Annotated in this window: 9 protein-coding genes; 6 read left to right on the top strand and 3 right to left on the bottom strand. The window is 44.6% G+C overall.

Annotation, left to right across the window (positions count from 1 at the left end; genetic code table 11):
- Positions 1–34: 34 nt before the first annotated feature.
- Positions 35–637 carry a glutathione peroxidase gene (locus tag HMPREF0663_RS07550; RefSeq protein WP_016665257.1) on the bottom strand — a complete coding sequence of 201 codons (603 nt, stop codon included), beginning with the start codon at positions 635–637 and terminating at the stop codon, positions 35–37.
- A 436-nt stretch (positions 638–1073) separates the two neighbouring features.
- Here HMPREF0663_RS07550 and rbr point away from each other — a divergent pair, with 436 nt between their 5' ends.
- From rbr to HMPREF0663_RS07565, 4 genes are all read left to right on the top strand, one after another.
- Complete coding sequence (rbr, locus tag HMPREF0663_RS07555; RefSeq protein WP_004369792.1) at positions 1074–1727, top strand: rubrerythrin; 654 nt, start codon at positions 1074–1076, stop codon at positions 1725–1727.
- A gap of 314 nt (positions 1728–2041) precedes the next feature.
- Positions 2042–2164, top strand: a complete 123-nt coding sequence (locus tag HMPREF0663_RS12265; protein ID WP_016665256.1) for a hypothetical protein — start codon at positions 2042–2044, stop codon at positions 2162–2164.
- A 134-nt stretch (positions 2165–2298) separates the two neighbouring features.
- Positions 2299–2673, top strand: coding sequence for a hypothetical protein (locus HMPREF0663_RS07560; RefSeq protein WP_016665255.1), 375 nt, complete (start codon positions 2299–2301; stop codon positions 2671–2673).
- 503 nt (positions 2674–3176) lie between these two features.
- On the top strand, positions 3177–4664 hold the full coding sequence (locus HMPREF0663_RS07565; RefSeq protein WP_004369794.1) for a subtype B tannase: 1488 nt from the start codon (positions 3177–3179) through the stop codon (positions 4662–4664).
- A 270-nt stretch (positions 4665–4934) separates the two neighbouring features.
- Here HMPREF0663_RS07565 and alaS read toward each other — a convergent pair whose 3' ends face one another.
- Positions 4935–7556, bottom strand: a complete 2622-nt coding sequence (gene alaS / locus HMPREF0663_RS07570; protein WP_004369795.1) for an alanine--tRNA ligase — start codon at positions 7554–7556, stop codon at positions 4935–4937.
- A 99-nt stretch (positions 7557–7655) separates the two neighbouring features.
- Here alaS and HMPREF0663_RS07575 point away from each other — a divergent pair, with 99 nt between their 5' ends.
- Positions 7656–8006, top strand: a complete 351-nt coding sequence (locus HMPREF0663_RS07575) for a MerR family transcriptional regulator (RefSeq protein ID WP_004369796.1) — start codon at positions 7656–7658, stop codon at positions 8004–8006.
- Positions 8007–8683: 677 nt separating this feature from the next.
- Positions 8684–11038: a TonB-dependent receptor gene (locus tag HMPREF0663_RS07580; protein ID WP_004369797.1), complete on the top strand. Its 2355-nt coding sequence runs from the start codon at positions 8684–8686 to the stop codon at positions 11036–11038.
- A 73-nt stretch (positions 11039–11111) separates the two neighbouring features.
- Here the strand turns inward: HMPREF0663_RS07580 and HMPREF0663_RS07585 are convergent, their stop codons facing one another.
- Positions 11112–11978: a phosphatidate cytidylyltransferase gene (locus HMPREF0663_RS07585; protein ID WP_004369799.1), complete on the bottom strand. Its 867-nt coding sequence runs from the start codon at positions 11976–11978 to the stop codon at positions 11112–11114.
- Between the last annotated feature and the right edge of the window lies 1 nt (position 11979).

An 11979-nucleotide genomic window follows, 5' to 3' on the forward strand; every position in this document is an offset into this window, starting at 1 on the left:
TTGTATATGCCATAAGAGCGTAATGTTGTAATTGTCAGAGCAGTTTTTCGACGGCTTTCTCTATTTCCGAAATGCTTTCCGTAGGCTCGAAACGCTGCACTACGTTGCCTTTACGGTTTACCAAGAACTTGGTGAAGTTCCATTTAATGCTGCTCTTCGTTGCATAATCCTTGTCTTGACCGAGCAACATCCGGTGCATGCCTTGTGCCTTCGGGCCATTGCCGAACCCTTTAAAGCCCTGTTTCTGTTTGAGCAACGTGTATAGAGGCGACTCCTCGGGGCCGTTGACGTCGATTTTCTGGAACTGCGGGAACTGTATGTCGAAATTAGCCGTGCAGAATTGGTGGATTTCCCTGTAGGTTCCGGGTGCCTGATTGCCGAACTGATTGCAGGGAAAGTCGAGGATTACCAACCCGCGGTCGCCATATTTCTCGTATAGAGCCTCGAGTTCTTTGTATTGCGGCGTAAATCCGCACTTGGTGGCCGTGTTCACAATGAGCAACACCTTGCCCTCGTATTGTTTCAAACTTACCTCTTTGTAGTCGGCATCTTTTACTTTTATGTCGTAAATACTGCTCTGTGCGGTCGCTCCGGCCACGATCAGTGCGGCCGTAAGCATCAGAATAATTCGTTTCATCATATAATTTTGTTAAACTGTTATGCGGCTGTAAAGATACAACTTTTTTCCGATACGGCGAATATTGGAGAAAAATGTCGGAGAGCATTGTGATGACAGTCGCAGGCAAACGGCGTATCTGTCGCAGATAGGCATACTGTGTAAAGTCGGTAGGAATATCGTTTGATAGTAATAGATAGCATTTCAATTTGCAGATGGCGTATGGTGTGGTACCATATACATATCCTTGCAATATACCGAAATTGATATAAAAAAGGTATTACCTTACCGTTTTGAAAATAATTACAAATATATTTTGCGTTTCTTCTTAAAATACCTATCTTTGTAACACTTAGGCAGAAGACGCTCCGAATGCACGGACAGGGATATGTGAATATCCCCGACTGCCGGATTAAGAAAGGATATCAGAGATTTTATTTAATTTATACAAAGCATTATGAAAAGAAAATTTATCTGTACCGTATGTGGGTACATCTACGATGGAACGGAGGCTCCGGCAGAATGTCCGGTATGCCATGCCAAATCAGACAAGTTCAAGGTTTTCGATCCGAAGGCGTTGAAGGGAACCAAGACGGAGAAAAATCTTCAGACAGCCTTTGCAGGCGAGAGTCAAGCTCACACCAAGTATCAGTTCTTTGCCTCGAAAGCAAAGAAAGAAGGCTATGAACAAATTGCCGACATCTTTATGGAAACGGCGCATAACGAGAAAGAACATGCCAAGTTATGGTTCAAGTTTCTGCACGAAGGCGATATACCTTCTACACCCGGATGCCTGCTCGAAGCTGCCAATGGTGAGAACTACGAGTGGACGGATATGTACGATCAGATGGCGAAAGATGCCATGGAAGAGGGATTTCCGGAGCTTGCTGTGAAATTCCGTACCGTGGGTGCCATCGAGAAACACCACGAAGAGCGCTATCGCAAACTGCTGAAAAACATCGAAGACGCCGTTGTTTTTGCCCGTGATGGCTCTTGTATCTGGCAATGTCGCAACTGCGGACATATCGTTGTGGGCAAGAAAGCGCCAGAAGTATGCCCCGTTTGTAACCATCCGCAGAGCTTCTTCCAGATAGAAGCCCAGAATTATTAAGCGGTTCTACAGGCATTCAAGACAAAACGTAATGAGAGAAAGGCTTCGGTCTTTCTCTTTTTTTATTTCTACCCGTTGGCGGAATAAAAAAGTTAATGCATTTACAATGCTGCAATATGTCCATTTTATTAATGGCAAACTCGTTGGGAAGGTCAAGCATGCACCGAATAAATTCCGCCAATAGGCTGTGTTAATATTTGCGAATATCCGTTTTTATATGTATAATTTTTTATAATATTTTTGAAGATTATAAGAACATTTTTCTATTTTTGTAGCAACGAATGATATTTCTATCTTTTTAATAAAATATTATTATGCAAACAAAATCGTTATTTAATCTATCGTTCGCGATGGTAATGTTGATGGGGGTAAATGCTTGTCAAAGTTCAGATGACGAAGTTGTATTGCTACACGTACAGCTGCAACAAATGATGTAGACAATGTGATATATGTAGCTGACTTCCCTGATGCCTGACGATAACGATTACCCTTGGATGGGCAAGGAGAAGACAAAATATAACCATCATGTGCGTATAATAAGATATGCCAAACCGATATAACAATTATGATTATGAAAAGAAATATATTAATTGCGTTTTTATTAGTTCCGCTTCTGCTGGCTTCATGTGATACTGAAAATAATTTCGGTTATCCTTCTAAAGTGACATTTGGAAGGGAAGGAGGAACTAAAATTTGTTCAGGAACAAGCAGTTGTTACAGTATAGAAGTTGCCAACTATAACGGTGAAGGGGCCGGCCCTCAAGGGGGTATCAAAGCTGACTCGTTAAAAGTTACTTATGAATGGTTGACAGTAAAATGTAAAAGATTTGTTGATACTCAATTAGAACTAATGGCTACTCCCAATCATACAGGGAAAAGACGTACGCTTTATGTATATGGATGGGTTAATGACCATTTCGCAGATATTAAGGTGGTGCAATATTAACTTAACGTAAGTGCATCGAATTTGTGTCTTATTAAGTTCTATATAAAAGGAAAGAATGGTCTTTCAAACTTTGAAAAGACTGGATTAAAGGTCTATAACAGAGATGGAAACGAAACTAAATAAACGGGAATCCATCAAATTCCCGTTTATTTTATATCCTGTAAACAAAGCGGTTTCCGTTTACATTTCTTTGTAACTCGACACTACAATTTATCTTTAATCCTTAAATTTACAAATATCTATAGTTCGTTGAATTCCCATTATTTTATTTTCTGTCCCCAATACAGTATAATAATACCTTTTTACCATGTAATCTGAATATAAGAAAAAGATGTTAAAATAAGGGTTTAACCATTAAACGAATAGGGGCTCTTGCCGTCTTATTCACAGAAGTTATGGTGGAATCATCCGCGCTGTGAAGTTCTAAAACAGTACTGATATGTAAATTGTATCCGGATGCCGTAAACATTGTTCCGCAAGGTGAAATTATATATAGTGGAAATATGAAGAAAAGAATTATTATGTTTGTTGTTGCTGCAACGTGCATATCGGGTGCCGTAACAGCAAAGAAAGTTGCACCGAAGTTGACGTTCGATGCCGGTAAAGGGCTGTCCGGAGAGCTTACCATGCCGCAAGGGCAGCAGTTGAAGTACACCGCATACACGAAACTCTATTTTGTTACCCAAGTAGAAGACTCCACCTATCAGTATCTCAACATCTTCGTACCTGAGGGAGCCACCCAGTCTTCACCCATTTTCATGCGCACCTATGTGGGCGGTTATATGGCTTCAGAGGCAGGATATCCGCAGGCTGGCGATGCCACGGGGCGGGCCTTGCAGGAGGGTTATGTGGTTGTAATACCCGGAAGTCGCGGGCGTAACTCCACTGTAAAGCGAGGTAAGAAGACCGTTTATACGGGACGTGCACCGAAGGCATTGCTCGATCTGAAGGCAGCAGTAAGGTATTTAAGATATTTCGATAAAGAAATCTCGGGCGATGCCGAGAAGATAATTACCGATGGCACAAGCGCCGGCGGCGCCATGTCGGCACTGTTGGGCGCCACGGGTAACAATCCGGCATACGAAAAGTATCTTGTTGAAATGGGTGCGGCGCCGGTTCGAGACGACGTGTTTGCCAGTGTGTGTTTCTGTCCGATTACGGATTTAGAGCATGCCGATATGGCTTATGAGTGGCTTTATGGGAACACGTCAAGCCGACAAGCACTTGCCAATATCACTGCAAAGCAGATTTCGGCGGAGCTTTCCGCGTTGTTTCCCGTTTATGTCAATAGTCTTACCCTGCATAAGCCCGACGGTACGCCGCTTACGGCCGACAACTATCTCGCATACATCAAACAGTTGCTTATTGAGAGTGCGCAATTTGCCAAGGATGCAGGGGCAGATATTCCCGACAGTATCGGCTTCCGTTTCAGCAATGAAGCCGGTTGGATGCCTCCGCTCAATGGTGGTGTAATGCCCAGTTTGCCTACAAAAGGGAATAAGATGCCGGCTATACAGAAGAAACAAGTAGGAGAGTATATCACCGATTTAGATATGTCGAAGTACCTGAATTATGTGTCTGACGTTACTGCATTGAAGGGGGTGCCGGCATTCGACAGCTATATGGTGGGCGGAGCTGCTGCAAGTGGCGAGAACGGAGAGTTCGGAGATGCCAGCGGGAGTAATGCTAATTTTACGGTGTTTGCGGCTTCTAAAACAGGAAAAGCCATCGCAGAGAACGTGAAAGAGAACGTGAGACTGCTGAACCCTATGAACTTTATCGGCGACGACCGGTCGACCGTGGCGCAACATTGGTATATCCGTCATGGTGCGAGAGACCGAGATACCGCCTTTTCCGTGCCTATCAACTTGGCGATGAAGTTGCAGAATGCGGGGAAAGATGTAAATTTCAAACTTCCTTGGAACCGCCCTCACAGCGGCGACTACGCACTTAACGAGCTCTTTGAGTGGTTAAATAGGCTTGTTAAGTAGGCAACTTCTTCCTTTCATCCCAAGGGAGGAGAACAGTAAGATATCATATATGACTCATATTATATTTCTATGTACTTTCACTTCCTAAGGCTTGATGAGAAGGAGATTGCCATAACAATTTATGTCAAATACCAACATTAATGGTATTTTTCAGATAAAACTCGATTTTATGAAAGGCTTCTTGCTGTTCATAGAAACCATATTGAAATAATAAATCGGTCGTATCTTTCTGAAGAGATACGACCGATTTATTTTGACAGATTATTTTGTTTACAAGTTTGCCAATGCTATTACCTTGTCGACAGCAGCATTAATTCCGTCGATATTTTTACCGCCTGCCTGCGCATAGTGGGGCTGTCCGCCACCGCCACCTTGTATGAGTTTGGCAGCTTCGCGGATCATCTGTCCGGCATTCAGGTGGTGTTCTTTTACCATATCATCGCTGAGCATGACGCTCAACAGTGGTTTGTCACCAACCGTGGAGCCTATGACACAGACGAGATTTTGCGGGATTGCCTCGCGAATTTTGAATACCAAATCCTTGGCAGCAGACGGTTCAATGGGCAGAATAGACCTTACCACCGTGGTTCCATTGACTATCGTAGCACGCTTGATAACCTCATCTTTAGTACGTTCCACAGTCTGTGCGTGGAATTTTTCTATATCTTTCTTCATCAAATCGTGCTCTTCGATATACTTACCGATAACGCCTCGCAGGTCTTTAGCATTGTTGAACAGCGTACGGATGTCTTTCAACGTATCTTCCAGTGCGTAGTAAGTTTCCTCACACATCTTGCCTGTCATAGCTTCAAAGCGCCGGATGCCGGCGGCAACACTGCTTTCAGAGATAATTTTGAACATACCTATGCGCCCCGTGCTCTTGGCATGAATGCCTCCACAGAACTCACACGACGGGCCAAAACGCACTACTCGAACTTTGTCGCCATACTTCTCTCCGAAGAGAGCCACCGCCCCCATCTTCTTTGCTTCCTCCACCGGAGTGTCTCGGTGCTCATCGAGAGGGAAGTCCTGACGGATCATTTCGTTGACCATCCGTTCTACCTGTCGTATTTCTTCGTCCGTAACTTTTTGGAAATGCGAAAAATCGAAGCGCAATGTATCGGGTGAAACATACGAACCTTTTTGCTCTACATGATCGCCAAGCACCTGCTTTAAGGCATAATCCAACAGGTGCGTTGCGGTATGGTTGGCCGCACTGGCATCACGTTTCTCGGTGTCTACACATGCCATGAAGTCTGCCGAGGGCTCTTTGGGCAATTGTTTGACGATATGAATGCTTTGGTTATTCTCTCGTTTGGTATCGATAATCTCCACTTTCTCGTTCCCGTTCACCAGCACACCTTGGTCGCCTACCTGTCCTCCCATTTCGCCATAGAACGGTGTATAGTCGAGTACAAGTTCGAAAAACGTATTCTTTTTCTGTGTCACCTGACGGTAGCGAAGAATGTGGCACTCGTGTTCTGTGTAGTCGTACCCCACGAATTGCTGTTCTCCTTTGCGTAACACAACCCAATCTCCGTTCTCAACGACGGCGGCATTACGCGCACGCGCTTTCTGTTTCTCCATCTCCTTATCGAACTGTTTCTCATCTACAGTGAAGCCGTTTTCACGACAAATGAGTTCGGTAAGGTCGAGCGGAAAGCCATAGGTATCGAACAGACGGAAAGCCTGCGCACCATCAAGGCAGTTTTTCCCTGCCGCTTTCAATTCGTTCATGGCTGCATTCAGCAGATTGATGCCCTTCTCCAAGGTACGTAGGAAGCTGTCTTCTTCCTCTTTCATTACCCGTGCAATTAGTTCTTGCTGTGCCGAAAGTTCAGGATAGGCGGCACCCATTTCACGAACCAGCACGGGCAATAACTTATACATGAATGCCTCTTTCTGGTCGAGGAACGTGTAGGAATAACGCACGGCACGGCGGAGAATGCGGCGAATAACATATCCGGCTTTGGCATTGCTCGGCAACTGACCGTCGGCAATGGAGAACGCTACCGCACGCAGATGGTCGGCCACCACGCGCATGGCCACATCGATATCTTCGTGCTCGCCATATTTCTTGCCCGACAGGCGCGATATCTCCCGAATGATGGGCTGGAAAATATCTGTGTCGTAATTGGAATGTTTGCCTTGAAGCATGCGCACCAACCGCTCGAAGCCCATTCCGGTATCGATGACATGCATGGGAAGCAGTTCAAGAGAGCCGTCTGCCTTGCGGTTGAATTGCATAAAAACCACGTTCCATATCTCTATCACCTGCGGATTGTCTTTATTCACAAGTTCTCTTCCGGGCACCTTTGCTTTCTCTTCCGGAGTACGCGAATCTACATGGATTTCAGTACATGGACCGCAGGGGCCTGTATCCCCCATTTCCCAAAAGTTATCGTGTTTGTTTCCCTCTATGATATGATCGGTCGGCAAATGTTTTGCCCAATATCGGGCTGCCTCATCGTCGCGCGGAATATTTTCTTCGGGAGAACCCTCGAAAATCGTTACATACAAGTCTTTTGGATCGAGATGCAGCACTTCTACAAGATATTCCCAAGCGTAATCGATGGCCCCTTCTTTGAAATAGTCGCCGAAACTCCAGTTGCCAAGCATCTCGAACATGGTATGATGGTATGTGTCGTGTCCTACTTCTTCCAAATCGTTATGCTTTCCACTTACGCGCAGACACTTCTGTGAGTCGGTGCGCCGACGCGGTTCGGGCTGCTTGGTTCCGAGGATAATATCTTTCCATTGATTCATACCTGCGTTCGTAAACATCAGCGTGGGATCGTCTTTAATCACCATAGGTGCCGATGGTACGATAACGTGTCCTTTCGATTCGAAGAACTTCTTGTACGAATCACGGATTTCGTTCGCTGTCATCATCTTTATTTCTGCTTTAATATTTAAATTTCATCTAAAAGTGTTGCAAAGATACTTTGTTTTCGTTATTTTTGCAAATAAATCAATAAAAAGCTACTGTCTATGGCGTTAAATGCAAATAAAAATACGAAGTTGTATTACTCGATACGCGAGGTGGCTCGAAAGTTCGATATTAACGAGAGCACGCTTAGGTATTGGGAAACGGAATTCCCACAACTCAAGCCGAAGACATCTGTCCAGAATAAAATCCGTCAATATACCGAAAAAGATATTGAACAAATAAGACTTATCTACAATTTGGTGAAGGTGCGCGGCTTTAAACTTGCTGCTGCAAGAAAAATGCTTAACGAAAATCGGCAGGGTGTAGATAAGAGTTCCGAGGTTTTGGAAACGTTGATATCTGTAAGAGATCAATTGCAAGATTTGAAAATACATCTGGATGGGCTTGTATAGAGTATCGTATACTGGATGTTCTCTCGTTACCGGATATTATTCGGATGGTATTTATTGTAATACCTGACAAGTTGTATTTTTTTACTGTCGTTTGCCTGTATTCTTGTAAAATGCTGTTCGCTAATAGGATATAAATATCATTTGTATGATGATATAAGGGTATTCTTGTCTTTTCGTGCATTTGATCGTCTGTTTAATTATTTATTCTTATTATTGCATTGTTGCGCGAATTTCTGTCGATATTCATGCATACGGGCATGTCGCAAGATGCCTTTATCTATATGAAACGTGTGTGCCGATTTAGTTGAGGCATATATTTATTCGATATAGATAGTGGTTCCAAAAGGGTTAGATGATATGTCCGGTGGGCGTAGGCAGCATGTGTAATACAGATAGGGGAGGCGTTCGTATGATCTGTGTTGCTTTACATGCCTACTTATGGGTAGTTTGTAAAACTGACAGAATGGCGGTTTGTAAAGCGTGTTGTAAAGGTAATAGTCTGTAAGACATAGAAATATGGTTTTTGCAAATACCATTTTTGTTTGTCAAAATTGTCTTTTGACGTTCTTATTTTTCCAAATCATGGCTTTTAGGTATTGCGGGAACAATCCACAGTGTGTAACTTTGCATGTGTGAAAGGCCTCATAGGCAGTAATTAATTTACTTAATTTTTATATATGAATAAATCTACTTTTTACATTTTATTATCATTATTCTTGTGTTTGCCGGGGACCCTATGGGCGGCAGACGACAATACGACCGACACAGGTACCGATGCCAATGTATTCGGGCATGTGGTGGATGCCAAAACAAATGAACATCTGCCTTACGTATATGTGGCGGTGAACGGCACTACACTTGAAACATCGACCGATGCGACGGGGCATTATTTTCTGAAACACCTGCCGATTGGTACGTGTACCATTGAGGTGAAACTGCTGGGTTACCGTACTTCAAAGCGCGAAATAACGACAGTTGCGGGTAAAACCTTAGAGCTTAACTTCGAACTGACTGCCGATGCAATATCGCTCGATGAGGTTGTAACCACGGCAAACCGTTCGCAAACATTGCGCAGAGAGGCCCCTGCACTGGTGAATGTGGTGGATACGAAAACTTTCGAGGTTACGAATTCTGCTTGTCTGTCGCACGGACTCAACTTTCAGCCGGGCGTAAGAACGGAGGATAACTGCCAGAATTGCGGTTTTTCACAGGTACGCATCAATGGATTAGACGGCCATTATTCGCAGATATTGATAGATTCTCGACCTGTTTTCAGTTCGCTCAACGGTATATATGGCTTAGAACAAATTCCGGCAAACATGATAGATCGCGTAGAAGTGGTACGTGGCGGAGGTTCGGCTCTCTATGGGGCATCGGCGATTGGCGGTACTATCAATGTGATTACCAAGGAGCCGTTGCGCAATTCGGCTGAACTTGCACATACGATAACCTCTATTAACGGCAAGGGTGGCTATGAGAACAATACCACCGCCAATGCATCTTTGGTGACAGAAGACGGTAAAGTGGGCTTTTATGTTTACGGGCAGCATCATTATCGACCGGGCTACGATCACGACGGAGATGGCTATACTGAGCTGCCGAACCTACGTAATCAGACGGTTGGTTTTAGCTCTTTCTATAAATTCAGTTCCTATTCGAAACTCACATTGCAGTATCATAATACAAGCGAATTCCGCAGGGGAGGCAATCGCCTCGAACTTGCTCCGCACGAGGCTAATATAGCTGAACAGGGCGACCACGAGGTAAATAGCGGAAACTTGGCCTACGATTTTATTTCGCATGATGCAAAAGATCGACTCAAGGCTTATTTCTCGTTTTCGAATACGTTGCGCAAGAGTTATTACGGCGGTATAGGTAAGGGTACTCCAGATGATGTGGAGACGGCCCGCAAGGCATACGGTCGTACGAAAGATTTTACGTATATCTTTGGTTCGCAGTATGTGCATAGCTTCGACAAACTGCTCATGATGCCGTCGGATCTCACTATAGGGGCGGAATATAGTTATGATGGGTTGCATGACCTGATTGTGGGTTACAATCATCTGCTCGATCAAAAGGTGCGTGTTGCCAGCGGTTATTTTCAAAACGAGTGGAAAAACCGGCGATGGAGTTTTCTTCTTGGCGGACGCTTCGATAAGCATAATCTGATCGGGCATGTTATCTTCAGTCCACGAGTGAATGTGCGGTGGAACCCGTCGGATAATGTTAATTTACGTGCAAGCTACTCCGGAGGATTTCGTGCACCGCAGGCATTTGACGAGGATCTACATGTAGGCTTCGCAGGCGGTGAACGTATCGTTACTCAACTGGCCTCCAATCTGAAAGAGGAACGCTCTCATAGCTTCAGTGTTTCGGCAGATATGTACAGAAACTTTGGTTCTGTGCAGACTAATTTCCTCATCGAAGCCTTTTACACATTGCTTACAGACAAATTCGCGCTCCGTACACTCGATCGTAAAGACGCGGAAGGCAACGATATACAGGAACGTTATAACAGCGGGGGTGCCAAAGTATTTGGATTGAACATGGAAGCTCGTGCCGCTCTTACGTCGTGGTTCTCGTTGCAAGCCGGTATCACTTTGCAGAAAAGTAGGTACGATCAGCCCGAAGAATGGAACGATAAGGCCCCCAAGGAGAGGAGAATACTGCGCACGCCGGATACATATGGGTATTTTACAGCTTCGTTTACGCCTGTTAGAAGTTTCTCTGCGTCCCTTACGGGTAACTATACAGGAAGCATGCTTGTAGGACATGCCGCCCATACATTGGAAAATGGCACGGATATATCGCCAATTGCCGTGAATACTCCTTCGTTCTTGTCGCTGAATATGAAGCTGGCATACGATATACCTATAACGAACTACGTAAAAATGCAGCTGAATGGCGGCATTCAAAACGTAACCAACGCTTATCAGAAAGACTTTGATAGAGGATGGGGACGCGACTCTGCTTATATTTATGGGCCCGGATTACCGCGTTGCTATTTCCTCGGACTAAAATTATCTTATTGATTTAAGCAGGCAGGTAGAAAACAATAAGGTGGACAATCTTATAGGATTGCCCACCTTATTATTATATATGATCTTATCGGAACAATGTAATTGTATAGATATAAATAACGGCAGCGGGGATTGCCATTAGCGAAGAGTCGAAACGGTCGAGCATACCGCCGTGGCCGGGTAGTATGTTCCCACTGTCTTTAATACCGAGTGTACGTTTGAAAAGCGACTCTACAAGGTCGCCCCATGTGCCGAAGAATACGACAACAAGGCCGAGTCCCAGCCATTGGACTATGTTGAGCGCATGCGTGTTTCCACCGCTGTTTGCGATATATCCAACAACTGCTGCAACTATCAGTACCGTAATGCCGCCTCCGATGGAGCCCTCCCAGCTTTTTCCGGGCGATATACGGGGGAAAAGTTTATGCTTGCCGAAAAGCGAACCGGCACAATAGGCGCCGGTGTCGTTCGTCCAAAGAAAGATGAACACGCTCAGCGGCAGTACGAAATCGTAATGTACCGCACCTGTTGCTTGCAACCGGAACGCCAATACGTTGATCATAGAGAACGGAAGGGCTATGTACATCTGCGAAAGCATGGTATAGGCCCAGTCGTGAATGGCATTCTTGTTTTTGGTATACAGCTCGCTGATAAACAGATAAACTACCGTAAGAAGGTAAGGAATGAAACCGGCAGAAGGAATAATTCCACTGCAATAACCTGCTACGGCAAGGAAAAAATACACGCCGGCCGCAGTAGTAATGAAGCGATTTACGGTAACATCCGGTAATTGGTTTACCAAATTGGTGTACTCCCAAATGGTCATACCCGTGATGGTTGCAAACAAAAGCATCATTACTTCGGGACGGAACGAGATGCCTGTAACCATGATGGCTACAAAGATAACACCGCTTATCGTTCGCGTAATTAGGTTCTTCAGTTTATCCGACATA

This window comes from Hoylesella oralis ATCC 33269 (genome assembly GCF_000185145.2).
Classification (GTDB): domain Bacteria; phylum Bacteroidota; class Bacteroidia; order Bacteroidales; family Bacteroidaceae; genus Prevotella; species Prevotella phocaeensis.

Bases quoted from the DNA above. Each gene is read 5' to 3' on its own strand.
- HMPREF0663_RS07585 (WP_004369799.1), bottom strand. From the start codon at position 11,978: ATGTCGGATAAACTGAAGAACCTAATTACGCGAACGATAAGCGGTGTT.
- HMPREF0663_RS07575 (WP_004369796.1), top strand. From the start codon at position 7,656: ATGGCGTTAAATGCAAATAAAAATACGAAGTTGTATTACTCGATACGC.
- rbr (WP_004369792.1), top strand. From the start codon at position 1,074: ATGAAAAGAAAATTTATCTGTACCGTATGTGGGTACATCTACGATGGA.
- alaS (WP_004369795.1), bottom strand. From the start codon at position 7,556: ATGATGACAGCGAACGAAATCCGTGATTCGTACAAGAAGTTCTTCGAA.
- HMPREF0663_RS07580 (WP_004369797.1), top strand. From the start codon at position 8,684: ATGAATAAATCTACTTTTTACATTTTATTATCATTATTCTTGTGTTTG.
- HMPREF0663_RS12265 (WP_016665256.1), top strand. From the start codon at position 2,042: ATGCAAACAAAATCGTTATTTAATCTATCGTTCGCGATGGTAATGTTG.
- HMPREF0663_RS07560 (WP_016665255.1), top strand. From the start codon at position 2,299: ATGAAAAGAAATATATTAATTGCGTTTTTATTAGTTCCGCTTCTGCTG.
- HMPREF0663_RS07550 (WP_016665257.1), bottom strand. From the start codon at position 637: ATGAAACGAATTATTCTGATGCTTACGGCCGCACTGATCGTGGCCGGA.
- HMPREF0663_RS07565 (WP_004369794.1), top strand. From the start codon at position 3,177: ATGAAGAAAAGAATTATTATGTTTGTTGTTGCTGCAACGTGCATATCG.